Below are 25,915 nucleotides of genomic sequence, written 5' to 3'. Positions count from 1 at the left end.
CGTCGGCGAAGAGGAGCCGTCGAAAGGACCATGATCGTGCAACGTCACGTTGTGCCCGCGCTGTCGGCCGCCGCCGGGCTCCTGCTCGCGACAGGTTGCTCGTCCGGCGGCGGGGGTGGTGATCTGCCCGCGCCGTCCTGGGCCGGGAGTACCTCCGCGAGCGCCTCCGCGTCCGCCGAGGCGGGCGGGTCGGCCGCGCCGGCCAAGGGGTCGGTGAAGGTACTGCGCACGGTCGCCGAGGGGCTGAAGTCGCCCTGGGGGCTCGCGTCGCTGCCGGACGGGTCCGGGCTGCTCGTCTCCGACCGTGACGACGGGACGATCAGCAGGGTCGACGAGAAGACCGGGAAGAAGACCGAGCTGGGCACCGTCTCCGGGGTTTCCGCGGCCGGGGAGGGCGGTCTGCTGGGCATCGCCCTCTCCCCCGGCTTCGCCTCGGACCACATGATCTACGCGTACTTCACGTCGGCCTCCGACAACCGCATCGTGCGCCTGCTCTGGGACGGGGGCAAGCCCGCCGGGGAGCAGCTGGGCGCCCCGGACACGATCTTCAAGGGCATCCCCAAGGGGTTCATCCACAACGGCGGGCGGATCGCCTTCGGCCCGGACGGCATGCTCTACGCCGGCACCGGCGAGAGCGGGCAGCGGGGCCTCGCCCAGGACAAGGACTCCCTCGGCGGCAAGATCCTTCGGCTCACCCCGGAGGGCGACCCGGCACCCGGCAACCCGTTCCCCGGCTCCCCGGTCTACACCTACGGCCACCGCAATGTGCAGGGCCTGGCCTGGGACGGCCATCAGCGGCTCTTCGCCTCCGAGTTCGGCCAGGACACCTGGGACGAGCTGAACGCCGTCAAGCCCGGCGGCGACTACGGCTGGCCGGACGCGGAGGGCCGGTCCTCCGACGCCGAGTACGTGAACCCGATCGCCCAGTGGCACACCGACGACGCCTCCCCCAGTGGCATCGCCTATGTCCACGGCGTGATCTGGATGGCCGGGCTCAAGGGCCAGAGGCTGTGGCGCATCCCGCTGAAGGGCACCGTCGCGGGCGCCGAACCGCAGGCCTTCCTCAAGGGCGAGTACGGCCGGCTGCGCACGGTCGTGGCGGCGGGCGGCGACAAGGTGTGGCTGGTGACCAGCAACACCGACGGGCGGGGCCGGCCGAAACCGGGTGACGACCGGATCCTGGAACTTCAGGTGCGCTGACCCGCGGTGGCCGTGCGGTCCGTGCGGCCGGTGCGTTCGGGCGGGAACAGCTTTAGCCGGTGGGCCACCGCCGCGGCCTCTCCCCGCCCCGAGACGCCGAGCTTGCCCAGGATGTTGGAGACGTGGACGCTGGCCGTCTTCGGGGAGATGAAGAGCTCCTCGGCTATCTGACGGTTGGTGCGGCCCGCCGAGACCAGTCGCAGGACGTCCCGCTCCCGGTTGGTCAGGCCGAGGCTCTCCGCCGGGTCCAGGGCCCGGCGCGGGGTGCCGGTGGTGAGGCTGAGGCGGGCGCGCTGGGCGAGCAGGGCGACCGCGTCGGCGAGCGGACGGGCGCCCAGGTGGCCGGCCACCGCCCCGGCCAGCCTGAGCAGTTCCGTCGCGCGGTCGCGTCCGTCCTCGCCCGGCGCCTCTTCGAGCAGGACCTGGGCGAGCCGGCGGCGGACCCGGGCGAGGTCGTAGGGGCGGTCCAGGCGCTCGAAGTCGGTGACCACGTCCGACCAGAGCGCGGCGGTGTCGGTGCCCCGGGCCCGGTGCAGTTCGGCGCGGATCCAGCGTTCGTAGGCCTGCCAGAGCGGGGCCCCGGTGGTGAGCTTGCGGACGGCCTCGGTCAGCCGGTCGAGGAACTCGGCGCGGCCGTCGGCGGCCGCTGGCAGGGCGCGGGCGTCGGCCTCGGCAGCGGCGGCGGCCAGCAGCAGGGGCCAGCCGTAGCGCTGGGTGCCGGGCGGGATGCCGAGTCCCAGGGCGCGGTCCAGCTCGGCGCGGGCGTCGAGGAGCCGGCCCTCCTCGGCGGCGACGCCGACGGCGATCCGGGCGACCGGCAGCAGCGCCTGGGGCATCGGGTCGTGGGTGCCGTAGTGCTCGTGGGCGATGGCCAGTTGACGGGCGGCCTCGCCGGCGTCCCCCCGGGCGAGGGCGATGTGGGCGAGCCGCAGGGCGCCGGCGCCGCGGGGTTTGGCGCTGGCCGCGGAGCCGAGGGCGCCCGCCGCGGCTTCGGCGGCCTCGTCCCACTGGCCGAGCGCGTACAGCGAGTCGGAGAGATTGCCCCAGATCCACACCTCGGAGTCCAGCAGGCCGTATCTGCGGGCGAAGACGAGGCCCTCCCGCAGGATGGGCACCGCCTCCCCGCTGCGGCCGACCGAGTCCAGCTCGGAGGGCAGGTTCACATAGGCGCGGCCCGCGACGCCGGTCAGACCCTCCCGGAGGGCGGCCTCCTTGACCCGGCGCAGCTCCGCCATCCCGTTCCCGACGTCTCCCGCGTCGACCATGAGGCAGCCCAGGGTGATGCGGGCGTTGAGCTCGATCTCCCGGGCGCCCACCATCCGCGCGTACTCCACGGCCCGTTCGGCGGCGGCGAAGGCCTCGGGGCCGGGTTCGTGGAGCATGCACCAGTTGGCGACGGTGGCCAGCACATCGGCGTGCACCTCCGAGGGCGGCAGGCCGCGCACCAGTTCCTGGGCGGTGCCCAGTTCCTGCCAGCCGTCGCCCCGGGCCAGGTCCTGGACCAGCCGGGAGCGCTGCACCCAGAACCAGGCCGCGCGCAGGTTGTCCCCCTCGTCCTCGATGATCCGCAACGCCCTCTTGGTGATCTTCAGGGCGCGTTCGCGTTCTCCGCAGAAGCGGCCCGCGACCGCCGCCTCCGCCATCAGGTCGAGATAGCGCAGCGGTGCGGTGGCCGGATCGCAGCCGCAGGGAGGATAGACGCCGGTGTAGTCGACGGGCCGCAGCGCGCCGCGGATCTCCTCGGGGGCCGAGTCCCACAGCTCCATGGCCCGCTCCAGGAGGCGCAGTTGCTCGCTGTAGGCGTGCCGGCGACGGGCCACGACGGAGGCGTCCAGGACGGCGGGCAGGGCCTTGGCCGGGTCGTGGGCCTGGTACCAGTAGCTGGCCAGCCGGGTCACGCGCGCATCGGACGGCGCCAGGGCCGGGTCGCGCTCCAGGGCCTCGGCGTAGCGCCGGTTGAGCCGGGAGCGTTCGCCGGGGAGCAGGTCGTCGGCGACGGCCTCGCGGACCAGGGAGTGCCGGAAGCGGTAGCCGTCGCCGCCCGGCGTGGCGGTGAGGATGTTGGCGCCGACGGCGGCCCGCAGTGCCTCGATGAGGTCGTCCTCGGCGAGCTGGGCGACGGCGGCGAGGAGCGGGTACTCGACGGTGGAGCCGCCCTCGGCGACGATCCGGGCGACCCGCTGGGCGCTCTCGGACAGCGCCTCGACCCGTACGAGCAGCAGGTCGCGCAGGGAGTCGGTGAGCCCGGTGCAGCAGCCCTCGGCCCAGGCGACCGCGAGTTCCTCGACGAAGAAGGCGTTGCCGTCGGAACGCTCGAAGATCTCGTCGACCTGCACGGGGTCGGGTTCGGCGGCGAGGATGCCGGCCATCTGGCGGCCGACCTCCTCCCGGGTGAACCGGGCGAGTTCGATCCGGCGGACGGTGCGCAGCCGGTCCAGTTCGGCGAGCAGGGGGCGCAGCGGGTGGCGGCGGTGGATGTCGTCGGAGCGGTAGGTGGCGAGGACGACGAGCCGGCCGGTGCGCAGGGTGCGCAGCAGATAGGAGAGGAGGTGGCGGGTGGAGGCGTCGGCCCAGTGCAGGTCCTCCAGGGCGACGACGACCGTGCGCTCGGCGGCGACCCGTTCCAGCAGCCGTGCGGTGAGCTCGAAGAGGCGTGCCATGCCCTCCTCGTCGTGACGGCCGGCCGGGGCCTCGCCGAACTCCGGCAGCAGCCGGGCCAGTTCGTCCTCCTGTCCGGCGGCGGCCGCGGCCAGTTCGTCGGGCAGCGCGGCCCGCAGCGCGCGCAGCGCGGTGGAGAAGGGGGCGAACGGCAGTCCGTCGGCGCCGATCTCCACACAGCCGCCGAGCGCGACGACCGCGCCCCGGCGGCAGGCGGCCGCGGCGAACTCCTCGACCAGCCGGGTCTTGCCGACCCCGGCCTCACCGCCGAGCAGCAGCGCCTGCGGCTCGGCGGCCTCGGCACGGGCCAGCGCGTCGTTCAGCGTCCCCAGCTCGTCGCTGCGGCCTACGAACACGGGACTCACGGACCTGGTTTCCACGGGCCAGAGCATCGCATGCGGCTCGGAGCGGACGGCAGCGGTTTTCCACAGCACCGGTGCGCTTGTCGTACGGCCTGACGGGGGGCCGTCCGGCAGCGCTCCGCCCGGCGGTCCTCCCGCGGACCGGTGGCCGACCCCCGTACGGCCACCGGTCCCCGTGTCCTCGGCCGGGCGGCGGGCGCCGCCCGGCTCCCCGGTCACACCGTGCCCGGCAGCCGGCGCCGGCCGCTGCGGCCGGTATGGATTTCCTCCGGTACGGCGGCCTGGCGGGCCGCCTGCTCGCGGCGGGCGGCCCGGCGGGCGCGGAGGGCCTCGCGGACCAGGCGGGCGTCGGCGGCCCTGCGGTGCAGTTCGGCGGTACGGATCTCGTGGAGTTCGAACTCGAACATGGCGGTTTCCCTGCTGAGAGACGGTGGTCGGGCTTCGCTTCCCGCGATGCCTCCACCTTCGTCTCCCCGGGGGGTGCGCCACATCGGGAGAGTTCCGCATCTTCGGGCGGCCGCCGGAGCCCGGAGGCGCATAAGGGGCCTCAGGTCGTCCGCAAGGTACTTGCGGACGACCTGAGGCCCCTTACGACCTGGACGTTCTCAGCTGGTCGAGGGCAGTCCGAGGAGCGCGTCGGAGTACTTGAGGACGGCCAGCAGCAGGCCGATGACACCGAGCGCGACACCAGCCCAGGCGACCGACTTGATCCACGGTGCCTGCGGCCTGCCGGGGACACCGAAGGCGGGCCGGGCGATCACCACGACGCCGGTGATCAGTGCCACCAGCGCGAACGCGCCGGCCCACAGCGCTGTGGTCTGCCAGGCGTCGCCGTAGACCTCCTTGACCTGCGTGGCGACGCTCGCGCTCGACGAGGTCTGGAGCTGGCCGATGAGGGTCTCGCGGGCGGCGGCCACGGTACCGATCCAGCCACCGGTGAGGGAGACCAGACCGAGCACGACGGAGACGACGGCGGCGGCACCCTGGCCGACCCCGGTCGGGCCCTCGGCCTCGGCCAGGTCCGCCGCGAGGTCGGCGTCGTCCTCCAGGTCCTCCGCGTCGAGGTCGGTGTCCGTGCCGTCGGCGGTCTCGGCCTCCGGCTCGGTCCCCGCCTCCGCGGCCTCGTCGGCGCTCTTGGTGACGTTCACCTTCTCCTCGTCGGTCGTGGCTTCGGCGCCGGTCTCGGCACCGGTCTCGTCAGCTGTCTTGGTTCCCATGTCCGGCACCGTACGGATCCTGTCTGAGAGGCGTCTTAATGATCGTTCTCTACGGCACGCGCGCGTGCTTCACGCCATTCCGGGGCGAGGATCGACCACACCTCCAGGTCGTGCCGTAGGCCACCATAGGGGTGGGCCTGACGGCGTACGCCGTCGCGGGTCATCCCCAGCCGCCGGGCCACGTTCAGGCTGGCCTCGTTGCCCGAGGCGGCGACCCACTCGATCCGGTGGATGCCGCGCTGCTCGACCGCGAAGTCGAGCAGTACCCGCATCGCGCGCGTGACGAGTCCGCGCCCGGTGCCGGCCGGCTCCAGCCAGCAGCCGACCTCGGTGTTCCCCTGCTCGGCGTCGAAGTTCAGGAAGAGCACCCCGCCGACGAGCGTGTCCCCCGCCCACAGGCCGTGCAGGGAGCCCGTGCCGGCGGCGCGCATGTCGGCGTACCGCTGGAGCAGGGCCCGCGCGGAGGGTACGTCCGTCTCCCTGGTGCCGAAGGGGATGAACCGCCCGATGAACTCCCGCCCGCGTTCCAGGTGGGCCAGGAATTCCTCGGCGTGCCAGGGCTCCAGTGGGCGCAGTTCGGCGCCGTCGTCACCCAGGGATATCGCGTACATCGTGCTTCTCCAGTTCCACCGCGTCCTCGGCCGGCACGCCGAGCCTCTCATGTGCGGCTCGGGGCCCGGGCGGCGCGATCCCGGTCCGGGCCGGGACCCTCAGTCGAACTGGTCCCCGAGCGCCATGACCATGACGCCCAGGATCATCAGCCACAGGGCCCTGCGGGTACGGCCGCGGGCCCCGAGCGCCCCCGCGCCGACACACACCGCGGAGCCCACGGCATAGGCGGCCGGCACCAGTGCGGGCACGCCGCCGCCCAGTCGCATCAGGGAGGCGGTCAGACCCATCAGGGTCAGCAGCGCGCCGGTCACGGTGGCGGTCCAGCGGGCCCGGCGGACATCCTCGCAGGGATCCTCGACGCCGTCAAGATCCTCGTCGTCCGCGGCCGCCGCCACCTCGGCCGTCTCCGGTTCGGTGTCGGATTGCGGGTGTGCGGTCATGGCGGGCGAGCGTAGTACCTGTCCCTGAGGAAATCTGCTGCGGATGATGCCGGCAACTGCTAGCTTCCGCTGGTCAGCCTTGGCCGGCCCCTCGCCGACGACCGAAGCGGGTGCATTGTGTGACGGTCCGAATGAGCTCCTGCGCATCGCCTTCCACTACGAAGATCACAAGGAGCCCGTTCACCCATGTCCGACACAAGGACCGGGGGCGACCGCCTCGCTGACCGCCTGGCCCACCCCCGTTACCCGCTCAGCAACACCTACGACCCCCGCTGGGTGGTCGACAACCAGATGGGCCCGCACGCCCTGTGGCTGCTGGAATGGCTGGCCCCCGCCCTCGGCCTGGACGCCCTGCGCCCCTGCGCGCGCGTGCTCGACCTCGGCTGCGGCCGGGCGATGACGTCGGTCTTCCTGGCCCGGGAGTTCCACGCCCAGGTCACCGCGGCCGACCTCTGGATCGAGGCCGACGACAATGCCCGGCGCATCGCCGAGGCCGGGTTCGCCGACCGGGTGCAGCCCGTGCACACGGAGGCGCACGACCTGCCCTTCGCCGAGGGCGGCTTCGACGCGATCGTGAGCATCGACGCCTACCAGTACTTCGGCACCGACGACCTCTACCTCCCCACCCTGGCCCGCCTGTTGCGGCCCGGTGGCCGGATCGGTGTGGTCGTGCCGGCGCTCCGTGAGGAGTGCGCGGGAGCCGAGCCGCCGGAGCACCTCAAGCCCTGGTGGGAACCCGACTACTGGTGCTTCCACTCGGCCGGGTGGTGGCGCCGGCACTGGACGCGCAGCGGCGCCGTCGAGGTCGAGGCCGCCGACTGGCAGCCGGACGGCTGGCGGGACTGGCTGCTGTGGTGCGAGATCGTCGCCGAGGAGAGCCCGGAGGAGTTCCACCGCACGATGGCCCGCCGGGTCGCGGAGATGGTGCGCGCCGACGAGGGCCGGGCCCTCGGATTCGTCCGCGTGGTCGGGCGCCGCAGATAGCCGTACGGCCCCGGGGGCGATGCCTCCGGGGCCGTACCGCGTGCTTGCCGCTCAGCCTTCGCTGACGCCCAGCCGCTCCAGGATCAGCTCCTTGACGCGGGCCGCGTCGGCCTGGCCGCGCGTCGCCTTCATGACCGCACCGACCAGGGCGCCGGCCGCGGCCACCTTGCCACCGCGGATCTTGTCGGCGATGCCCGGGTTGCCGGCGATGGCCTCGTCGACCGCCGTGCCGAGCGCCGAGTCGTCGGAGACGACCTTCAGCCCGCGCTTGTCGACGACCTCGTCCGGGGTGCCCTCGCCCGCGAGGACGCCCTCGATGACCTGACGGGCCAGCTTGTCGTTCAGGTCACCGGAGGTGACCAGCGCGGTCACCCGGGCGACCTGCTCCGGGGTGATCGCCAGCTCGTCCAGCGCCTTGCCCGACTCGTTGGCGCTGCGCGCGAGTTCGCCCATCCACCACTTGCGGGCGGAGGCCGCGTCGGAGCCGGCGTCGATGGTGGCGACGATCGGGTCCAGCGCGGCGGCGTTGATGATGGCCTGCATCTCGACCGCGGAGATGCCCCACTCGGCGAGCAGCCGGCTGCGGCGGGCCAGCGGCATCTCCGGCAGCGCGGCGCGGATCTCCTCGACCCACGCGCGCGAGGGGGCGACGGGGACCAGGTCCGGCTCGGGGAAGTACCGGTAGTCCTCGGCCTCCTCCTTCACCCGGCCCGAGGTCGTGGAACCGGTGTCCTCGTGGAAGTGCCGGGTCTCCTGGACGATCGTGCCGCCGGAGGACAGCACGGCCGCGTGCCGCATGATCTCGAAGCGGGCCGCGCGCTCCACGGACCGCAGCGAGTTCACGTTCTTCGTCTCGGAACGGGTGCCGAACTTCTCGGTGCCGTTCGGGCGCAGCGACAGGTTCACGTCGCAGCGCATCTGGCCCATCTCCATCCGGGCCTCCGAGACGCCGAGCGCCTTGATGACCTCGCGCAGCTCACGGACGTACGCGCGCGCGACCTCGGGAGCACGCTCGCCCGCGCCCTCGATCGGCTTGGTGACGATCTCGATGAGCGGGATGCCGGCCCGGTTGTAGTCGAGCAGCGAGTGCGAGGCGCCGTGGATACGGCCGGTCGCGCCGCCCACGTGGGTGGACTTGCCGGTGTCCTCCTCCATGTGGGCGCGCTCGATCTGCACCCGGAAGGTCTCGCCGTCCTCCAGCTGGACGTCCAGGTAGCCGTCGAAGGCGATCGGCTCGTCGTACTGGGAGGTCTGGAAGTTCTTCGGCATGTCCGGATAGAAGTAGTTCTTCCGGGCGAAGCGGCACCACTCGGCGATCTCGCAGTTCAGCGCGAGACCGATCTTGATGGCCGACTCGATGCCGATCGCGTTGACGACCGGGAGCGCGCCGGGCATGCCGAGGCAGGTCGGGCAGGTCTGCGAGTTGGGCTCGGCGCCCAGCTCGGTCGAACACCCGCAGAACATCTTGGTCTTGGTGCCGAGTTCGACATGGACCTCAAGGCCCATGACGGGGTCGTACGACGCCAGCGCGTCCTCGTACGACACCAGGTCGGTCGTGGTGGTCACGGTGAAACTTCCCTCTCAGCCCAGCAGGACGTCGTCGTCGCCCAGCCGCTTCAGCTCGCGGTACAGCAGGGCGAAACCGGTGACGATCGCGACGGCGGACACGGTGGCATCGACCAGCCGGAGCGTGTCGTGCTCGGCGCGGGCCTTCTTGATCTGCTTGGCGACACCGACCGCGCCGAACACGGTGGTGGCCATCGACAGGTACGTACCGGACTTCGACTTCTTGAAGCCCTTGGCCTTGGACAGTGCGTTGCTCACAGCGACGGTGCCTCCTCAAGGAGCGGGTGCCCCCACCTTTCCACGAAGGCGGCCTCGACAGCGGCTCCGACCTTGTAAAGGCGGTCGTCCTTCAGCGCCGGCGCGATGATCTGCAGGCCCACCGGGAGGTTGTCCTCCGGGGCGAGACCGCAGGGCAGCGACATGGCCGCGTTGCCCGCCAGGTTGGTCGGGATGGTGCACAGGTCGGCCAGGTACATCGCCATCGGGTCGTCGGCGCGCTCGCCGATCGCGAAGGCGGTGGTCGGCGTGGTGGGCGACACGATCACGTCCACCTGCTCGAAGGCCTTCTCGAAGTCACGCGTGATGAGCGTGCGGACCTTCTGCGCGGAGCCGTAGTACGCGTCGTAGTAGCCGCTGCTCAGCGCGTAGGTGCCGAGCATGATGCGGCGCTTGACCTCGGCGCCGAAGCCCGCCTCACGGGTGAGGGAGGTGACCTCCTCGGCGGAGTGCGTGCCGTCGTCGCCGGTCCGCAGGCCGTAGCGCAGGCCGTCGAAGCGGGCGAGGTTGGAGGAGCACTCGGAGGGCGCGATCAGGTAGTACGCGGAGAGCGCCAGGTCGAAGGACGGGCAGTCCAGCTCGACGATCTCGGCGCCCAGCTCCTTCAGCAGCTCGACCGACTCGTCGAAACGCTGGATGACGCCGGGCTGGTAGCCCTCGCCGCGGAACTGCTTGACGACCCCGACGCGCATGCCCTGGACGCTGCCGTTGCGGGCGGCCTCGACGACCGGCGGGACGGGCGCGTCGATGGACGTGGAGTCCATCGGGTCGTGCCCGGCGATGACCTCGTGCAGGAGGGCCGCGTCCAGCACGGTACGGGCGCACGGGCCGCCCTGGTCCAGCGAGCTGGAGAAGGCGACCATGCCGTACCGCGAGACCGCGCCGTACGTCGGCTTCACGCCGACCGTGCCGGTCACGGAGGCCGGCTGCCGGATGGAGCCGCCGGTGTCGGTACCGATGGCCAGCGGGGCCATGTGCGCGGCCAGCGCGGCGGAGGAGCCGCCGCCGGAACCGCCGGGGATCTTGGTGAGGTCCCAGGGGTTGCCGGTCGGCCCGTAGGCGCTGTTCTCGGTGGAGGATCCCATGGCGAACTCGTCCATGTTGGTCTTGCCGAGAATGATCACGTCGGCGGCCTTCAGCCGCTTGGTGAGGGTGGCGTCGTACGGCGGGATCCAGCCTTCGAGGATCTTCGAGCCGACGGTGGTCGGCACGCCCTCGGTGGTGAAGATGTCCTTGAGCGCGAGCGGGACGCCGGCCAGCGGGCCGAGCTTCTCGCCGCGGGCCTTCTTCTCGTCGACGGCACGCGCCTGGGCGAGCGCGCCCTCTCGGTCGACGTGCAGGAAGGCGTGCACCTTCTCGTCGACCGCGTCGATCCGGGCGAGGTGGGCCTCGGTGACCTCGACGGCCGTGAGCTCGCCCGAGGCGATCTTCGCGGCGGTCTCGGCGGCGGTGAGCCTGATGATGTCCGTCATGACTGTCTAGTCCTCCCCCAGGATCTGCGGCACCTTGAAACGCTGCTGCTCCTGGGCCGGGGCGCCGGAGAGCGCCTGGGCGGGGGTGAGCGAGGGACGGACCTCGTCCGCGCGCATGACGTTCGTCAGCGGCAGCGGGTGGGAGGTCGGCGGTACGTCTTGGTCGGCGACCTCGCTGACGCGGGCGACCGCGCCGATGATGTCGTCGAGCTGTCCCGCGAAGTGGTCGAGTTCTTCGGGCTTCAGCTCCAGACGCGCCAGCCGGGCGAGGTGGGCGACCTCCTCGCGCGTGATGCCAGGCATGCAGCGATCCTCTGGGGTGAGTGTGTGTGGTTTGGAGCCAATCCTATGGGTCGCGGCCCGGTGACCGTGAAACGGTTTCCCCCGGGCCGCGGCCTCGGCACCCGCCCGCCTCAGTGACGCTTCTCCCAGGCGGTGCTCCGCAGGAAGTGGTTGTCGTACCGCTCCTGCACCTCTAGCAGGCTCTCCAGGGTGGCCTCGCCCAGGCGCAGGCGCTGGAGGTGGCGGAAGTACTCGAAGCGCTCCACGCCCGGCGTGATGACGATCAGGATGTCCGCGGTAGTGCCGGGGGCGGCGGCGAAGGCGTGCGGCGCGCCGGGCGGGATCACGACGAGGTCGCCGCGGTCGGCGGTGACGACGTCGTCCCCGGAGAGCAGTTCGGCGGCGCCGTCGAGCAGGTAGAACATCTCGGCGGAGTTGCGGTGCAGATGCGGCACGGCGCCGGCGGCGCCCTCCCCCAGCGTGACGCGCACGGTGGACAGCGCGCCGCCGGTCGCACTGCTGTCGGCGAGCAGCCGGACCCGGGCCGGATCACCGCCGACCACCTCGGCGCCGGCCTCCCGTACGATCACGGACTCATCGAACTTCGGTACGAACAACGACATTTCCGAACCCCCTGTCGACAGACGAGTCGTTCACACGAGGAACAGCAGGACGGCACTGATCAGAACGACGATCGCGGTGGCGAAGTGGATCCCGTACGCGACCGCCTTCGTGCCGCCGTGACGCAGCACTATCAGCGTGTCGAACAGCGGCACGATCGCCACACACAGCATGAACCAGGCCTCGGCGCGGGCACCGGCGAACGCGAGCAGCGCGAGGCCGATGACGCCGAAGGAGCCGTCCCTGAGGCCCTTGATCGCGAGGTAGGCGGAGGCGTCACCCGCCGGGTCGGCGGGGACGCCGTACCCGACGGCGGCCGGCCCCGGGCGGAACAGGAACCGGGCGCCGATGAAGAGGATGAACAGGTCGAGTACGGCGGCGAGTGCGTAGGCGGTGACGGTCATGACGGCCCCCTGAGTGGTTTCTAGCGACGCTAGGACTGAAAGCGACGCTATCAGAGCATCGACAGATTGGCTAGCGTCGCTAGAATATCTGGCATGCCGATGCGGACGCGCCGGGAGCGCGAGCGGGCGGAGCGGGAGCGGCTGATCGTCACGACCGCGCGGGAACTCGCGGAGGCGGAGGGCTGGGGCGCGGTGACGACCCGGCGCCTGGCCGCCGAGATCGAGTACAGCCAGCCGGTCCTCTACAGCCACTTCGAGGGCAAGGACGCGATCATGGCCGCGGTGGCGGTGCAGGGCTTCGCGGAGATGGCGGCGGAGCTGCGGACGGCACGGCAGGGCGCGAAGGGCGCGCGGGACTCTCTGGCGGCGGTGGCGCAGGCGTACACGGCGTTCGGCCGACGGCGTCCCGCGCTCTACGACGGGATGTTCGCGCACCGGGTGGACCTGCCGTTCGCGACACCCCAGGCACCGCCGGCCCTGGGGGAGGCATGGGGCGAGCTGCGCCGGGCGATCGAGCCGATCGCCGTGGCCGACGACGACCCCGGCCTCCTGACCGAGACGTTCTGGGCCTGCCTGCACGGCCTGGTGACCCTGATGCGCAGCGACCGCCTCCCGGAGGCCGCCCACGACAGGAGACTGGCCCTGCTCGTCGGCCACTTCTCAACCCCGTAGGTGAGCACGCCCCGTCAGGGGCGCTGGGGGTGGCCCCGCCCGGAGGGTGAGGGAGGAACCGCGCGACCAGCCCCCGCGGCCCGCGGGCCGCCGAGGGCCCCCGCCGGCCTCACTCGGCCGCCGGCAACGCGGCCCGCGGCCGCTGCCACCCTCGCGATCCCCGCGCCAGCAGCCACGCGGTCGCCTCCTGCGGCGGCATCGCCGCGGCGACCAGCCACCCCTGGACCGCGTCACACCCGAGGTCCCGCAGCCGCTCCCACGTCTCGTCGTCCTCCACGCCCTCCGCGACCACCAGCAGCCCCAGCGAATGCGCGAGGTCGACCGTGCAGCGCACGATCTCCGCGTCCTCGTTGTCCACGGCCAGCCGGGCCACGAAGGACCGGTCGATCTTCAGTTCGCTCACCGGCAGCCGCCGCAGGTGCACCAACGACGAGTAGCCCGTGCCGAAGTCGTCCAGCGACATCTTCACGCCGTGCCCGGTCAGCCCCGCGAGCGTGTCGGCGGCCCGCTGCGGGTCCTCGAGCAGCACATGTTCGGTTATCTCCAGCTGGAGCGCGCCCGCCGGGACCCCGTGCCGGGCCAGCCGCGCCGCCACCGAGCCCGCGAAGCCAGGCGTGTGCACGTCGCGCGGCGAGACGTTCACCGCGACCGGCACCCGCAGCCCCTGCGCCCGCCACTCGGCGACCTGGGCGAGCGCGGTCTCCAGGACGTACTCCGTCAGATGGGGCATCAGGCCGGAGGACTCGGCGATCGCTATGAACTCGTCCGGCGGCACCTTGCCGCGCTCGGGGTGCACCCACCGCACCAGCGCCTCGAGACCGGCCACCTGCCCGTCGAAGCGGACCTTCGGCTGGTAGTGCAACTGCACCTCGTGGGCGTCCAGGGCGCGGCGCAGATCGCCCAGCAGCCCCAGCCGGTCCGGGGTGTTGGAGTCCCGCTTGGACTCGTACACCTCGACGCCCGTACGGTCCCGCTTCGCCTGGTACATCGCCACGTCCGCCCGGCGCAGCATGCCCTCCGCGTCCAGCGCGTGGTCGGGGAAGACGGCGACGCCCGCACTGGCCTCCAGGACCAGGGTGAGCCCGTCGAGGTCGAGCGGGGAGGAGAGGGCAGCGACCAGGCCACGGGCGACCCGGGTGGCCGAGGTCGTGGAGTCGGCGACCGGCAGTAACACCGCGAACTCGTCGCCGCCGAGCCGGGCCGCCTCCGCACCGCGCGGCAGCGCGGCCCGCAGCCGGTCGGCTATCTGCAACAGCAGCCGGTCACCGGCCAGATGACCGAGCGTGTCATTGACCGAACGGAACCGGTCGAGGTCGATCAGCATGAGGGCGGAGCGGGCGCCGATGCGCTCGGCGTCGTCGAGGGCGGTCCAGATCCGCTCAAGGAGCCACTGCCGGTTGGGCAGTCCGGTCAGCGGGTCGCGCAACTGCTCCTCCGCGCGGGCCCGGGCTATCCACAGAGTGGAGTCGAGGGCGACCAGCGGGATGGAGAACAGCGGCAGCAGCAGCGGCTGGGCGACGGCGACCACGCAGATCAGCGGGGCGATGCCGAGCAGGGCGACCGCCACCAGGCCCTGGCGCATCAGGGCGGTGCGGGCCACGGTGGGCAGGCCACCGCCGCGCGGTGCGTGCAGGTACCACAGCAGGGCACGGGTGACCGCGAGGTAGGCCACCGCGACGAGGACGACCTCGGGGGCGGTGGCGACGCTCCAGCTGTCGGGGTTCCAGGGCGCCTCGACGGTGGGCACCCGCCCGAACGCGCCGAGCACCAGCGCGCCGACGCCGATACCGAGGATGTCCACCGCGCCGTGCAGGAGGCCCTGCCGCCAGCGGTGGCGTCTGGCTATGCCGACCAGGACGACGACGGTCAGGCTGACCATCCCGGCCGGCACCCAGCCGTACAGCAGCAGGACCGCCAGGGTGAGGGCGGCGCCGGAGCCGGTGCCGCCCCACCAGCGGGCGCGGCCGAGCAGCACCAGATGGCCGACGATGATGCCGGTCAGCACCGCCAGCGACCAGCCGACCGTGCCGGACGGGAAAAGGGCGTGGTGGTCGGTGAAGGCGCGGTAGAAACCGGCGCCGAGGGCGAACGCGGCGGCCGCGACGACTGCGGCGGGCAGCGCGGGCCAGGACAGGTGTCGCTCGTGCTCGTGGCCGGGCAGGTCGCGCGGAGGTTCCATGGCGGCCAGCGGCAGCGGGTCGCGCGCGTCCACCGCCGCGCTCAACCCCGGCATGCCGACGCGCCGATCGCCCCGGACCGTCCACCGAGTCCCCCGCCACACGCCCGCCCGGCGGCGCAGCGGCAGCCGCGCTTCCGGGGCGGCGCTCTCGGTCGGTTCCATTCCCGTCCCTCTCACAGCCGGCGGTGCCCACGCCATGCGGTCCGTGCCCTGCCGGGGCACGGGAATGCCCCGACCGCAGCTGGGCACGGCAGGTGCACGCCTCAACAGTAGGCCGCAGAAGGCTTCCACGGGCAGCGGTCGTCTACGGTTGCCCGATTGCGCCCTGGCCACCCGTATGCATCTGGTATGCACCGAACGGGTGGCCTTCAACCGCTACTCCTCGGCCGGAAGGGCGATTTCGGCCGCGGCGTCCGGTCCCTGCTCCAAAAGGACGACAAATCCGTCCTCGTTCAGCACCGGAACCTTCGCCTGCATCGCCTTGTCGTACTTGGAACCGGGGTTGTCACCCACGACCACGAACGACGTCTTCTTCGACACCGAGCCGGTCACCTTGGCTCCGCGGCTCTGCAGGGCGTCCTTGGCGCCGTCCCGGGTGAAGTGCTCCAGGGTTCCGGTCACGACGACGGTGAGGCCTTCCAGCGGACGCGGCCCCTCGTCCTCCCCGGTGGACTCGTCCTCCAGCGGCACTCCAGCGGTCTTCCACTTTCGGATGATCTCGCGGTGCCACTCCTCGGCGAACCACTCCTTGAGCGCCGTCGCGATGATGCCGCCGACGCCGTCGATGTCCGACAGCTCCTCCTCGGTGGCCTGCTCGATGCGTTCGATGGAGCGGAACTCGCGGGCCAGCGCCTGTGCGGCGACGGGTCCGACATGGCGGATGGACAGGCCGTTGAGGAAGCGGGCGAGCGGGCGGGTCTTCGCCTCCTCGATCTTCTGGAGCAGGGCGAGGGTGTTCTTCTTGGGTTCGCCCTTCTGGTTGGCGAAGACCGTGACGACCTTCTCCTCGCCCGTCTTGGGGTCGCGCTTGGGCAGCCCGCTGTCCGGGTCCAGGACGTACGCCTTGATGGGCAGCAGCTTCTCGATGGTGAGGTCGAACAGGTCGCCCTCGTCGACCAGCGGCGGTTCGGCGGGCTCCAGCGGCCGGGTGAGGGCCGCCGCCGCGACCCCGCCGAAGTGCTCGATGTCCAGGCACTCGCGACCGGCGAGATACGCCACCCGCTCTCTCAACTGGGCGGGACACGCCCGGGCGTTGGGGCAGCGAAGGTCGATGTCGCCCTCCTTCATGGCCCGCAGCGGCGTCCCGCACTCGGGGCACTCGGCCGGCATCACGAACTCCCGCTCGCTGCCGTCCCGCAGGTCGACGACCGGGCCGAGGATCTCCGGGATCACGTCACCGGCCTTGCGCAGCACCACGGTGTCGCCGATCAGCACGCCCTTGGCCTTGACGACCTCCTGGTTGTGCAGGGTGGCGAACTCCACCTCGCTGCCCGCCACCGTGACCGGCTCGACCTGGGCGTACGGCGTGACCCGGCCGGTACGGCCGACGCCCACCTTGATGTCGATGAGCTTGGTGTTGACCTCTTCCGGCGCGTACTTGTAGGCGATCGCCCAGCGCGGCGCCCGCGCGGTGGAGCCGAGCCGGCCCTGGAGCCGGATCTCGTCGAGCTTGACGACCACGCCGTCGATCTCGTGCTCCACGGAGTGCCTGTTCTCGCCGTAGTAGGCGATGAACTCCCGTACACCGTCGAGGCCGTCGACCACCCGGTTGTGCGGGGAAGTGGGCAGGCCCCAGGTCTTGAGCAGGTCGTAGCCCTCGGAGAGCCGGTTCAGGCCCTCGAAGCCCTCCAGGACACCGATGCCGTGTACGACCATGTGCAGGGGACGGGAGGCGGTGACGCGCGGGTCCTTCTGGCGCAGCGAACCGGCCGCCGCGTTGCGCGGGTTGGCGAACGGCTTGTCACCGGCCGCGACCAGGCGTTCGTTGAGCTCGGCGAACTTCTCCATCGGGAAGTAGACCTCGCCGCGGATCTCCACCACGTCGGGGACGCGCTCGCCGTGCAGCCGGTCCGGGATCTCGGCGATCGTACGGACGTTGAGCGTGATGTCGTCACCGGTGCGGCCGTCACCGCGGGTCGCCGCGCGGGTCAGGCGGCCGTGCTCGTAGGTGAGGTTGACGGCGAGGCCGTCGACCTTCAGCTCGCACAGGAAGTGGTAATCCTGGTCGCCCAGTTCCCGGTGGATCCGCTCGACCCAGGCGGCGAGGTCCTCGTCGTTGAACGTGTTGTCCAGCGACATCATCCGCGAGCGGTGCTCGACCGCCGTGAACTCCGTCTCGTAGGACCCCGCGACCTTCTGGGTCGGCGAGTCGGGCGTGCGCAGCTCGGGGTGCTCGTCCTCCAGCGCCTCCAGGGTCTTGAGAAGGGTGTCGAACTCCGCGTCGCTGATGACGGGAGCGTCCTTCGCGTAGTACCGGAAGCGGTGCTCCTCGATCTGCTCGGCGAGCCGCGCGTGCTTCTCCCGTGCCTCGGCGGGCACTGCCGTCTCCGCCTGCTGCTTGTCGCCGGCCACCGTGTTCCTCCCGTTACTCTGGGTTGTCCGCGAGTGATCTCGCCGCCCGGACGCAGTGGGCGAGCGCCTGCCGGGCGTACGCGGGGGAAGCGCCCGCGAGCCCGCACGACGGGGTGACGGTCACGGCCTCCGCGAGAAGCCCCGGTCGCAGCCCCAGCCTGCGCCACAGCGTCCTGACACCCATGACGCTACCGGCAGGGTCTGACAATGCCGTGTCCGTGCCCGGCACGACACCGACGAACAGCTGGGTACCCCCCTCCACGGCCTCACCGATCGCATCCTCGTCACGTTCGGTGAGCAGCGAGAAGTCGAAGGAGACGGCGGCGGCCCCGGCGCGACGCAGCAGCGCGAAGGGCACGTCGGGGGCGCAGGAGTGGACGGCCACCGGCCCGCCGTCCTGTACGCCGACGATGTCCCGCAGCGTCGACTCGACGACCTGGCGGTCCACGGCCCGGTGGGTGCGGTAGCCGCTGGCCGACCTGACCTGACCGCGCAGCACGGCGGTGAGGGACGGCTCGTCGAGCTGCAGGACGAGCCGGGCGCCGGGGATGCGGCGGCGGACCTCGGCGAGGTGCAGGCGCAGGCCCTCGGCCAGCGAGGCCGCCAGGTCGCGGCAGGCGCCGGGGTCGGAGAGTGCCACCTCGCCGTTGCGCAGCTCCAGGGCGGCGGCGAGGGTCCAGGGGCCGACCGCCTGGACCTTGAGCGGACCCGTGTAGTCCTGGGTGAACTCCTCCAGGGCGTCCAGGTCCTCCCCCAGCCAGGAGACGGCCCGGCGGGTGTCCCGGCCCGGCCGGTCGCCGAGCCTCCAGCCGCTCGGCTCCACGCGCGCGTACAGCTCGACCAGCAGCCCGGCGGTACGGCCGATCATGTCGGCGCCGGGGCCGCGGGCTGGCAGTTCGGGGAGGAAGGGGAAGTCCTCGAAGCTGCCGGTCGCGGTCTTGGCGGCCTCCCGGGAGTCGGTGCCGGGGAGCGAGCCGACCGCTGTCGCGGGGCCGAAGGAGGGGGTTGCGTTCACGTGGGAAGCCTAGGTTCGGTGGGCCGACGGGGGGCGGTGAGTCGTCAGGTGCGGGCCGTGGGGGCTGGTCGCGCCCGCGCGGCGGTAGCCGCACAGGAGCACAGCCCCGCGCCCCTTGCGGGGCGCTCGGCCTCAGGGCGTTGACATCAGGTGCCGGGCCGAACGGTCAGGTCGTTGATCTCCGCGTCCCTCGGCAGGTCCAGGGCGGTCAGGATGGTGGTCGCCACCGACTCCGGGTCGATCCACTTCGCCGGGTCGTAGTCCTTGCCCTCCTGCTGATGCACCTTGGCCTGCATCGGGCTCGCCGTGCGGCCGGGGTAGACCGAGGTGACCCGGACGCCGTTGCCGTGCTCCTCGTGGCGGAGGGCGTCGGCGAGGGCCTTGAGACCGTGCTTGGAGGCCGCGTACGCCGACCAGCCGGCGTTGGCGCTCAGGCCGGCGCCCGAGTTGACGAACAGCACCTGGCCGCGGGCGGCCCGCAGTTGGGGCAGGAAGTGGCGGGTCACCTCGGCCGGCGCGACCAGGTTGACGTTCAGCTGGTGGCGCCAGGACTTGGGGGTCAGCTCGCCGATCCCGCCGAGGTCGACCACACCCGCGACGTGCAGCAGGGTGTCGACCCGGTCCGGGAGTGTCTGGTGCGAGAAGGCCCAGGAGAGCTTGTCCGGGTCCGCCAGGTCGCCCACCAGGGTGCGGGCGCCGGGGAACTCGGCGGTCAGTTCCTTCGCGCGGCCCGCGTCGCGCGCGTGCAGGACGAGTTCGTCCCCGCGCGCGTGCAGACGGCGGGCCACCGCGGCGCCGATGCCGGAACCGGCACCGGTGATCACATGAGTTGCCATGAGGGCCATGCTCGCATCACTCGCCGACCCGGTTCGCCTCCAGGTGGGCGAGCGCGTCGGCGGGTCCGGCGGCGAAGTGCATCAGCTCCGCCAGCGGGCGGGGCAGGAACCCCTCGGCCTCCATGCGGCGGAACTGCTGCTCCAGACCGTCGTAGAAACCGGCGGTGTTCAGCAGGACGACGGGCTTGTCCGTGCGGCCGTGCTTCTTCAGCTCCAGGATCTCGGTCGCCTCGTCGAGGGTGCCGGTGCCGCCGACCATGATCACCACAGCGTCGGCCTTCTCCAACAGGAGCCGCTTGCGCTCCGCGAGGTCGGCCGCGATCACCATCTCGTCGGCTCCCGGCCGGGCCTTGTTCGCCAGGAACTCGACGGTGACGCCCAGCAGCCTGCCGCCGGCTTCGTGGACGCCGTCCGCGACGACCTTCATCAGCCCGGTGTCGGAGCCGCCCCAGACGAGGGTGTGGCCACCCTTGCCGATCAGTTCCCCGAAGTCACGCGCGGGTTTGGTGTAGCGCTCGTCCAGGTCGGCGGCGGAGAGGAAGACACAGATTCGCATGAGGCCAGGGTAGGCGGGAACAACGCGGCTCCATCTGCTGTCATCCCTGTATGGCTACTGGACACACGATCACCATCGAGAAGAGCGACCAGCGCGTGCGCGTGGTGCACGGCGATCTGATTCTGGCCGAGAGCGACCGGCCCCTCGTGCTGCGTGAGACCGGGTCCCCGGTGCGGTACTACATCCCCCCGGAGGACGTCCGTCTGGATCTCCTCACGCCCTCCGAGTCGCACACCGTGTGCCCCTTCAAGGGCACCGCCTCCTACTGGTCCCTGCCGGACGCGCCGGACCTGGTGTGGGCCTACCCCGACCCCAAGTCCGACGTCGCCGAGATCAAGGACCACCTCTGCTTCTACGACGTCGAGGTCACCGGCTGACGCCTGCCGTGTCCGCCACCCGGACGGTCGACGCGATGGTCGCGGAGCCCACGACGCGGGTGTCGTCGTAGAGCACGACCGCCTGGCCGGGTGCGACGCCCCGGACCGGCTCGGTGAACGTGACGCGCAGCTCCCCGTCGACGAGTTCGGCGCTGACCTCGGTCTCGCCGCCGTGGGCGCGGAGCTGGGCGGTGTAGCGCGCCGGGCCGGCGGGGGCGGTGCCGCACCAGCGGGGCCTGATCGCGGTCAGTGCGCTGACGTCCAGGGCGGCGGCCGGGCCGACCGTCACCGTGTTGTCGACCGGCGAGATGTCGAGGACGTAGCGGGGCTTGCCGTCGGCCGCCGGGGTGCCGATCCGCAGCCCCTTGCGCTGGCCGATGGTGAAGCCGAACGCGCCCTCGTGGGTGCCGACCTTGGCGCCCGACTCGTCGACGATGTCGCCCTCGGCCTTGCCGAGCCGCCGGGACAGGAAGCCCTGGGTGTCGCCGTCGGCGATGAAGCAGATGTCGTGCGAGTCGGGCTTCTTGGCGACCGCGAGGCCCCGGCGCTCGGCCTCGGCGCGGATCTCGTCCTTGGTCGTCAGGGTGTCGCCGAGCGGGAACAGCGCGTGCGCGAGCTGCTGCTCGTCCAGGACGCCGAGGACGTACGACTGGTCCTTGGCCATGTCGGAGGCGCGATGCAGCTCGCGGGAGCCGTCGGGGAGCGTCACGATCTTCGCGTAGTGGCCGGTGCAGACCGCGTCGAAGCCGAGGGCGAGGGCCTTGTCCAGCAGGGCCGCGAACTTGATCTTCTCGTTGCAGCGCAGGCACGGGTTGGGGGTGCGCCCCGCCTCGTACTCGGCGACGAAGTCCTCCACCACGTCCTCGCGGAAGCGGTCGGCGAGGTCCCAGACGTAGAACGGGATGCCGATCACGTCGGCCGCGCGGCGGGCGTCGCGGGAGTCCTCGATGGTGCAACAGCCCCGAGCGCCCGTGCGGAAGGATTGGGGGTTCGCGGAGAGCGCGAGGTGGACGCCGGTGACGTCGTGGCCGGCCTCCGCCGCGCGGGCGGCGGCGACGGCGGAGTCCACGCCGCCCGACATGGCGGCGAGGACACGGAGGGGGCGGGTGCGCTGCGGGGTGTCAGTCATAGCCCCTCCAGGGTAAGGGGGCGCGGGAACCAGGGCCCGCGAGTATCCGTTGGGGATCACATGGGGGCGACGACTGGTGATCGGGACCGGCGTATCGGGCGGCGGGCGCTGCTGGTCGGCGGGGCGGCGGCGGCCGCGGGCACGGCGGTGCTGGCCAAGGACGAGCTGACGCGGCTGTACTGGCGGCTGCCGGGGGTGCGCAAGGCGCGGGTGGCGGGCGCGGTGGACTTCAGGGGCGCGCGCTGGGTGGCCGCGTCACCCGCGAACTACCGGACGGCGAACCGGCCGGACGACTACCCGGTCGACCGGGTGGTCGTCCATGTCACCCAGGGCGGCTACGCGAGCGCGGTGAAGGTCTTCCAGGACCCGGCGCACGAGGCCGCGGCTCACTACATCGTGCGCCGGGACGGGCGGATCACCCAGCTGGTCCGCGAGCTGGACGTGGCGTTCCACGCGGGCAACCGGTCGTACAACGAGCGCAGTGTCGGCATCGAGCACGAGGGCTTCGTCGACCGCCCGGCGGACTTCACCGCCGCGATGTACGCGGCCTCGGCCCGCCTCACGGCCGCGATATGCCGGCGGTACGGCATGCCGATGGACCGGGAGCACGTGATCGGTCACGTCGAGGTGCCGGGGACCGACCACACCGACCCGGGTGAGCACTGGGACTGGGATCGCTACATGGGGCTTGTACGGCGGGCCGGACGGACCTGACCGCCGGCTCCACCCGTGATGGAATCGTTATTCTGCGCCTCGCCCTGCACGCGGGCGGCATCCGTTGCGTCCCCCGCCCCGGGCGCCGGCTGCATCTGACCAACTGCTGCTTCCCTCAAGGGAGTTGCGTCGCGTCGGCGTCCACGGCTGCCGCACAGGCCCCTCGCTGCCTTCCTCACCTGGCCCCAGATCGCGCACAGACCTCAGGTCGAACATCCCGGCCATGACCCACACCTCAGAGCCCTAGTACATCCGGCCGGTGGTCAGGTCGAGTGCGGCGAGCGTATGCATGCCGTCGTGGCGATAGCGGGTGGCCCGGAGGCGGCGCGGTTATCGGACCGGTCGCCATGCCTTTCCCTTGCGGGCATCAGGTTCAGCGGCCCGAACTCGTCCACGCACACGACCCGGCCATCGGGCGGTGGGGTGTCGCAGAGAGCCGGGACCTGGTGCATCTTGCTGATGAAGTCCGGGTCGTTCGAGGATTTCCAGGTGGTGGTCGTCTGCCAAGAGATCTTGCCCTCGCGCAGTGTCCGGCGCAGGGTCTCGCGGCTGACCGCGGGGACGACCCGCTGTCTGACCAGGTGTTCGGCCAGCTTGGTCAGGCTCCAGGCGGAGATGGCGGTAATTCTCCAGTCGGCGGGGGATGTCCGGGCGATGAGACAGATGTGTTCGCGCGCCTGGCCACTGATCGTTCTGGGGCGTCCCCCGCTTCATTGTGGGTCCAGCGCGTCGAACCCCCGCTCGTTTGAACGCGTGGATGACGTCACGGACGTGGTCGGCGCTGACCTGCATCAACGAAGTGATGTCCGGCGCCGACTGGCCCTGGGCCGACATCATCACCAAGACGGCCCGCCGCAGCTTCACCGGATCCTTCGCGGTCCGGCTGATCCGCTGCAGCCGCCGGCCCTCCTCCATGCTCACCGGCCGGACACACGCTTCAGAACGGCGTCCCACGGCACCTCCATGATCACGACCTGGAAGGGAGCCTGCGGGGCAGCGGACGACGGGTCAATCACCCGCCCAAGGATCCGAGACGAGCCACTAGCCCGAACCCGGTTCCCGGGGCGGCCGCCCGCTCCGCCGGACTCAGCTCAGTCCGGCGGCCCGGGCCCGCTCCACCGCCGGGCCGATCGCCTTGGCGACCGCCTCCACGTCGGCCTGGACGGAGGTGTGGCCGAGCGAGAAGCGGAGGGTCCCCCGGGCCAGGTCCGGGTCGGTGCCGGTGGCCAGCAGGACATGGCTCGGCTGGGCGACCCCGGCCGTGCACGCGGAGCCCGTCGAGCACTCGATGCCCTGGGCGTCGAGCAGCAGGAGCAGCGAGTCGCCCTCGCAGCCGGGGAAGGTGAAGTGCGCGTTGGCCGGGAGCCGGTCCACCGGGTCGCCACCGAGGATCGCGTCTGGTACGGCGGTGCGCACGGCGTCGATCAGCCGGTCGCGCAGGGCGCCGATCTCGCGGGCGAACCAGTCGCGGCGTTCGACGGCGAGGTGCGCCGCCACCGCGAAGGAGGCGATCGCCGGGACGTCCAGGGTGCCGGAGCGCACGTGCCGCTCCTGGCCGCCGCCGTGCAGGACCGGTACGGGGGTGTACTCGCGGCCGAGGAGCAGGGCGCCGATACCGTACGGGCCGCCGACCTTGTGGCCGGAGACGGTCATCGCGGCGAGGCCGGAGGCGGCGAAGTCCACCGGCACCTGGCCGACCGCCTGGACCGCGTCGGCATGCAGGGGGACACCGAACTCGCCTGCCACGTCCGCGAGTTCACGGACCGGCAGGACCGTGCCGATCTCGTTGTTGGCCCACATGACGGTGACGAGGGCGACATCGTCGGGGTTGCGGGCGATCGCCTCGCGCAGCGCCTCGGGGTGGACCCGGCCGTGGGTGTCGACGGGGAGGTACTCCACCGTCGCGCCCTCGTGCTCGCCCAGCCAGTGGACCGCGTCGAGGACCGCGTGGTGTTCGACGGGGCTGGACAGGACGCGGGTGCGGGCGGGGTCGGCGTCGCGGCGGGACCAGTACAGGCCCTTGACCGCGAGGTTGTCGGCCTCGGTGCCGCCGGCGGTGAAGACGACCTCGCTGGGGCGGGCGCCGAGCGCCGCCGCGAGGGTCTCCCTGGATTCCTCGACCGTGCGGCGGGCCTTGCGGCCGGAGGCGTGCAGGGAGGACGCGTTGCCGGTGACGCGGAGGGTGGCGGTGAGGATTTCTACCGCCTCGGGAAGCATGGGCGTCGTGGCGGCGTGGTCGAGGTAGGCCATGGTGGGTCGATTCTACGGGGGGCTTCGCCGTGGAACCGAGGGGCGCCGTGGCCGGCTCGGCCGATGGGTCACCGCGGGCCGTGCGGGGCTGGTCGCCCGGTTCCCAGCGCCCCTTCGGGGCGCACCCCGACCGGGGCTCTCGGGATCCCGGTCACAGGCTCCAGGACACCGTGTTCGAGACCTCCATCGCGATGGCGAGGACCGCCAGGTCGGCCACGCCCAGGGCCAGTCCCAGGTATGCGCGGCCCCTGCGCTGCGTGCCACGCCACAGGGAGACCAGGGCCAGGACGATGGCGATCGGGCCCAGGAACAGGTTGAGGACGAGGAGGCCGAGGAGGCCGAGGATGAAGGACGCCACGGCCATGCCGTCGGCGTCGCGGGTGCGGGGCTGGGGGCGGGTGGTGGCGGCCGGGGTGGTGAGGTGCAGCATGCTCAGCTCCTGGAAGTCGTGGTGGACGGTCAGTTGGCCGAGGTGCGGCGCCGGCGGGCGATGCGCTCGCGGAGCGCGAAGACGGCCAGCCAGACGGCGATCACGGCGGCGAGTCCTGCGGTGACGTCGAGCGGCGCGTGGGCCACGGTGCCCAGGACCACGCCGAGCAGCATGAGTGCGGCGACGAGGAACAGCATGGGATTCGATCCCCCCTCCGTTACATTTGGGTGAACGGTTGTAGTAACAGTTGTTCACTGACTTCGAGTCTAGCAACCCCGACGGCTTTTCAATTCCGGAGAACAGTTGTTAACTGGATGACATGAGTCACACCCTCGGCATCCGGCAGGCCCAGAAGCAGAAGACCCGCCAGGCGTTCCTGGACGCGGCGCTCGGGCTGCTGGAGGAACAGAGCCTGAGCAGCCTCGGGCTGCGTGAGGTCACCCGGGCCGTCGGCGTCGCACCCACCGCCTTCTACCGGCACTTCCGCTCCACCGCCGACCTGGGTGTCGCCCTCGTCGACGAGGCGCTCGGCAGCCTGCACCCGATGGTCCGTACGACCGTCTCCACCCCCGGCCCGGAGCGGATCACCCGTGCCGTGCGGCTGATCGCCGACCATGTGGCCGCGCACCCGGCGCACGTCAGGTTCATCGCCCGGGAGCGGCACGGCGGCGTACAGCCGGTGCGTGAGGCCATCCGGGACCAACTGGCCCGGTTCGCCGAGGAGGTCAAGTCCGAGCTGGCCAAGGACCCCGAGGCGGCCGGGTGGAACGACGAGGATCTGCTGATGCTCGCCCACCTCTACGTGGACCAGATGCTGATCACCGCGTCCCTGTTCCTGGAGACCCTGGAGTCGCCGGAACCCTCGGAGGCGGAGCGGGAGCGGGTCACCCAGATCGCCGCCCGCCAGATGCGGCTGATCAGCCTCGGCCGGCAGCACTGGCTCGACTAGGACCTGCCGTTCGCAACGTGCCGCGGGGGCGGTGCGGCCGGCCACCCGGTCGCACCGCCCCCCCCGCGGACGCCCGGGGGCAGCTCTTGGTGGCCGGCCGGGCCGGCGCCCCCCCCGGCGCCGCCCCGGGGTGTTATAAACAA

At 72.1% G+C, this 25,915-nt stretch carries 28 protein-coding genes; 7 read left to right on the top strand and 21 right to left on the bottom strand.

The features are described 5' to 3' along the window. Positions 1 to 30 precede the first annotated feature (30 nt). The gene (locus ACFXI4_RS42135; protein ID WP_385002287.1) at positions 31 to 1,200 is read left to right on the top strand and encodes a PQQ-dependent sugar dehydrogenase; all 1,170 of its coding nucleotides are present in this window, start codon (positions 31 to 33) and stop codon (positions 1,198 to 1,200) included. Here the strand turns inward: ACFXI4_RS42135 and ACFXI4_RS42130 are convergent. The 5 genes from ACFXI4_RS42130 to ACFXI4_RS42110 all read right to left on the bottom strand — a co-directional run bounded on the left by ACFXI4_RS42130 (position 1,188) and on the right by ACFXI4_RS42110 (position 6,489). Next, entirely contained in the window at positions 1,188 to 4,250 is a 3,063-nt protein-coding gene (locus ACFXI4_RS42130; RefSeq protein WP_385002284.1) for an AAA family ATPase, read from the bottom strand. The genes ACFXI4_RS42135 and ACFXI4_RS42130 overlap by 13 nt on opposite strands. Before the next feature lie 185 nt (positions 4,251 to 4,435). Next, positions 4,436 to 4,627: a hypothetical protein gene (locus ACFXI4_RS42125; RefSeq protein WP_385002281.1), complete on the bottom strand. Its 192-nt coding sequence runs from the start codon at positions 4,625 to 4,627 to the stop codon at positions 4,436 to 4,438. 198 nt (positions 4,628 to 4,825) lie between these two features. After that, a complete protein-coding gene (locus ACFXI4_RS42120; protein ID WP_385002278.1) occupies positions 4,826 to 5,437 on the bottom strand; it encodes a hypothetical protein in 612 nt (203 codons plus the stop codon). Between the two features lie 35 nt (positions 5,438 to 5,472). Further along, on the bottom strand, positions 5,473 to 6,048 hold the full coding sequence (locus ACFXI4_RS42115) for a GNAT family N-acetyltransferase (protein WP_385002275.1): 576 nt from the start codon (positions 6,046 to 6,048) through the stop codon (positions 5,473 to 5,475). A 99-nt stretch (positions 6,049 to 6,147) separates the two neighbouring features. After that, complete coding sequence (locus ACFXI4_RS42110; protein WP_385002272.1) at positions 6,148 to 6,489, bottom strand: hypothetical protein; 342 nt, start codon at positions 6,487 to 6,489, stop codon at positions 6,148 to 6,150. 186 nt (positions 6,490 to 6,675) lie between these two features. On the opposite strand from ACFXI4_RS42110, the gene ACFXI4_RS42105 reads away from it, so the two are divergent. Then, on the top strand, positions 6,676 to 7,473 hold the full coding sequence (locus ACFXI4_RS42105) for an SAM-dependent methyltransferase (protein ID WP_385002269.1): 798 nt from the start codon (positions 6,676 to 6,678) through the stop codon (positions 7,471 to 7,473). A 51-nt stretch (positions 7,474 to 7,524) separates the two neighbouring features. Here ACFXI4_RS42105 and gatB read toward each other — a convergent pair whose 3' ends face one another. The 6 genes from gatB to ACFXI4_RS42075 all read right to left on the bottom strand — a co-directional run bounded on the left by gatB (position 7,525) and on the right by ACFXI4_RS42075 (position 12,094). After that, positions 7,525 to 9,039 carry an Asp-tRNA(Asn)/Glu-tRNA(Gln) amidotransferase subunit GatB gene (gene gatB, locus ACFXI4_RS42100; protein ID WP_362719748.1) on the bottom strand — a complete coding sequence of 505 codons (1,515 nt, stop codon included), beginning with the start codon at positions 9,037 to 9,039 and terminating at the stop codon, positions 7,525 to 7,527. A gap of 15 nt (positions 9,040 to 9,054) precedes the next feature. Then, on the bottom strand, positions 9,055 to 9,297 hold the full coding sequence (locus tag ACFXI4_RS42095; protein ID WP_351323461.1) for a hypothetical protein: 243 nt from the start codon (positions 9,295 to 9,297) through the stop codon (positions 9,055 to 9,057). After that, a complete protein-coding gene (gatA, locus tag ACFXI4_RS42090) occupies positions 9,294 to 10,787 on the bottom strand; it encodes an Asp-tRNA(Asn)/Glu-tRNA(Gln) amidotransferase subunit GatA (RefSeq protein WP_362719751.1) in 1,494 nt (497 codons plus the stop codon). Before gatA ends, ACFXI4_RS42095 begins: the two co-directional genes overlap by 4 nt. Before the next feature lie 6 nt (positions 10,788 to 10,793). After that, positions 10,794 to 11,090 (bottom strand): Asp-tRNA(Asn)/Glu-tRNA(Gln) amidotransferase subunit GatC, encoded by a 297-nt coding sequence (gene gatC, locus ACFXI4_RS42085; RefSeq protein ID WP_018544665.1) that lies wholly within the window; start codon positions 11,088 to 11,090, stop codon positions 10,794 to 10,796. A 110-nt stretch (positions 11,091 to 11,200) separates the two neighbouring features. Beyond that, positions 11,201 to 11,692 carry a cupin domain-containing protein gene (locus tag ACFXI4_RS42080; protein ID WP_385002262.1) on the bottom strand — a complete coding sequence of 164 codons (492 nt, stop codon included), beginning with the start codon at positions 11,690 to 11,692 and terminating at the stop codon, positions 11,201 to 11,203. Between the two features lie 30 nt (positions 11,693 to 11,722). Further along, the gene (locus ACFXI4_RS42075) at positions 11,723 to 12,094 is read right to left on the bottom strand and encodes a DUF4267 domain-containing protein (protein ID WP_385002259.1); all 372 of its coding nucleotides are present in this window, start codon (positions 12,092 to 12,094) and stop codon (positions 11,723 to 11,725) included. A gap of 93 nt (positions 12,095 to 12,187) precedes the next feature. Between ACFXI4_RS42075 and ACFXI4_RS42070 the strand changes: the two genes are divergently transcribed. Continuing rightward, positions 12,188 to 12,766, top strand: a complete 579-nt coding sequence (locus tag ACFXI4_RS42070; RefSeq protein WP_385002257.1) for a TetR/AcrR family transcriptional regulator — start codon at positions 12,188 to 12,190, stop codon at positions 12,764 to 12,766. Positions 12,767 to 12,875: 109 nt separating this feature from the next. Here the strand turns inward: ACFXI4_RS42070 and ACFXI4_RS42065 are convergent, their stop codons facing one another. The 5 genes from ACFXI4_RS42065 to ACFXI4_RS42045 all read right to left on the bottom strand — a co-directional run bounded on the left by ACFXI4_RS42065 (position 12,876) and on the right by ACFXI4_RS42045 (position 19,923). After that, on the bottom strand, positions 12,876 to 15,107 hold the full coding sequence (locus ACFXI4_RS42065; RefSeq protein WP_385002254.1) for a putative bifunctional diguanylate cyclase/phosphodiesterase: 2,232 nt from the start codon (positions 15,105 to 15,107) through the stop codon (positions 12,876 to 12,878). A gap of 213 nt (positions 15,108 to 15,320) precedes the next feature. After that, positions 15,321 to 17,516, bottom strand: coding sequence for an NAD-dependent DNA ligase LigA (gene ligA / locus ACFXI4_RS42060; protein ID WP_385002251.1), 2,196 nt, complete (start codon positions 17,514 to 17,516; stop codon positions 15,321 to 15,323). A 13-nt stretch (positions 17,517 to 17,529) separates the two neighbouring features. Then, positions 17,530 to 18,531: a methionine synthase gene (locus ACFXI4_RS42055; RefSeq protein WP_385002248.1), complete on the bottom strand. Its 1,002-nt coding sequence runs from the start codon at positions 18,529 to 18,531 to the stop codon at positions 17,530 to 17,532. A 146-nt stretch (positions 18,532 to 18,677) separates the two neighbouring features. Continuing rightward, on the bottom strand, positions 18,678 to 19,376 hold the full coding sequence (locus ACFXI4_RS42050; RefSeq protein ID WP_385002245.1) for an SDR family oxidoreductase: 699 nt from the start codon (positions 19,374 to 19,376) through the stop codon (positions 18,678 to 18,680). A gap of 7 nt (positions 19,377 to 19,383) precedes the next feature. After that, positions 19,384 to 19,923 (bottom strand): TIGR00730 family Rossman fold protein, encoded by a 540-nt coding sequence (locus tag ACFXI4_RS42045; protein WP_385002242.1) that lies wholly within the window; start codon positions 19,921 to 19,923, stop codon positions 19,384 to 19,386. 50 nt (positions 19,924 to 19,973) lie between these two features. Here ACFXI4_RS42045 and ACFXI4_RS42040 point away from each other — a divergent pair, with 50 nt between their 5' ends. Next, complete coding sequence (locus ACFXI4_RS42040; protein WP_362725194.1) at positions 19,974 to 20,300, top strand: DUF427 domain-containing protein; 327 nt, start codon at positions 19,974 to 19,976, stop codon at positions 20,298 to 20,300. On the opposite strand, the gene mnmA is transcribed toward ACFXI4_RS42040, so the two are convergent. Further along, positions 20,290 to 21,429, bottom strand: coding sequence for a tRNA 2-thiouridine(34) synthase MnmA (mnmA, locus tag ACFXI4_RS42035; protein ID WP_385002239.1), 1,140 nt, complete (start codon positions 21,427 to 21,429; stop codon positions 20,290 to 20,292). The genes ACFXI4_RS42040 and mnmA overlap by 11 nt on opposite strands. A 60-nt stretch (positions 21,430 to 21,489) precedes the next feature. On the opposite strand from mnmA, the gene ACFXI4_RS42030 reads away from it, so the two are divergent. Then, the gene (locus ACFXI4_RS42030; protein ID WP_385002236.1) at positions 21,490 to 22,143 is read left to right on the top strand and encodes an N-acetylmuramoyl-L-alanine amidase; all 654 of its coding nucleotides are present in this window, start codon (positions 21,490 to 21,492) and stop codon (positions 22,141 to 22,143) included. A 263-nt stretch (positions 22,144 to 22,406) separates the two neighbouring features. On the opposite strand, the gene ACFXI4_RS42025 is transcribed toward ACFXI4_RS42030, so the two are convergent. After that, positions 22,407 to 22,799 (bottom strand): hypothetical protein, encoded by a 393-nt coding sequence (locus ACFXI4_RS42025; RefSeq protein ID WP_385002308.1) that lies wholly within the window; start codon positions 22,797 to 22,799, stop codon positions 22,407 to 22,409. Between the two features lie 101 nt (positions 22,800 to 22,900). Here ACFXI4_RS42025 and ACFXI4_RS42020 point away from each other — a divergent pair, with 101 nt between their 5' ends. Beyond that, positions 22,901 to 23,110, top strand: coding sequence for a hypothetical protein (locus tag ACFXI4_RS42020; protein ID WP_385002233.1), 210 nt, complete (start codon positions 22,901 to 22,903; stop codon positions 23,108 to 23,110). Positions 23,111 to 23,229: 119 nt separating this feature from the next. On the opposite strand, the gene ACFXI4_RS42015 is transcribed toward ACFXI4_RS42020, so the two are convergent. The 3 genes from ACFXI4_RS42015 to ACFXI4_RS42005 all read right to left on the bottom strand — a co-directional run bounded on the left by ACFXI4_RS42015 (position 23,230) and on the right by ACFXI4_RS42005 (position 25,020). After that, entirely contained in the window at positions 23,230 to 24,393 is a 1,164-nt protein-coding gene (locus ACFXI4_RS42015; RefSeq protein ID WP_385002230.1) for a cysteine desulfurase family protein, read from the bottom strand. Positions 24,394 to 24,544: 151 nt separating this feature from the next. Continuing rightward, positions 24,545 to 24,820, bottom strand: coding sequence for a DUF4190 domain-containing protein (locus ACFXI4_RS42010; RefSeq protein WP_385002305.1), 276 nt, complete (start codon positions 24,818 to 24,820; stop codon positions 24,545 to 24,547). Between the two features lie 32 nt (positions 24,821 to 24,852). Continuing rightward, positions 24,853 to 25,020 (bottom strand): hypothetical protein, encoded by a 168-nt coding sequence (locus ACFXI4_RS42005; protein WP_351323447.1) that lies wholly within the window; start codon positions 25,018 to 25,020, stop codon positions 24,853 to 24,855. Positions 25,021 to 25,142: 122 nt separating this feature from the next. Between ACFXI4_RS42005 and ACFXI4_RS42000 the strand changes: the two genes are divergently transcribed. Then, positions 25,143 to 25,772: a TetR family transcriptional regulator gene (locus ACFXI4_RS42000; protein WP_362729467.1), complete on the top strand. Its 630-nt coding sequence runs from the start codon at positions 25,143 to 25,145 to the stop codon at positions 25,770 to 25,772. The last annotated feature ends 143 nt before the right edge of the window (positions 25,773 to 25,915 follow it).

It is taken from the genome of Streptomyces sp. NPDC059224 (assembly GCF_042754285.1).
Taxonomy (GTDB): domain Bacteria; phylum Actinomycetota; class Actinomycetes; order Streptomycetales; family Streptomycetaceae; genus Streptomyces.
Note: the sequence above shows the minus strand (reverse complement) of the source record. Positions and strands in the feature narration are given on the sequence as shown.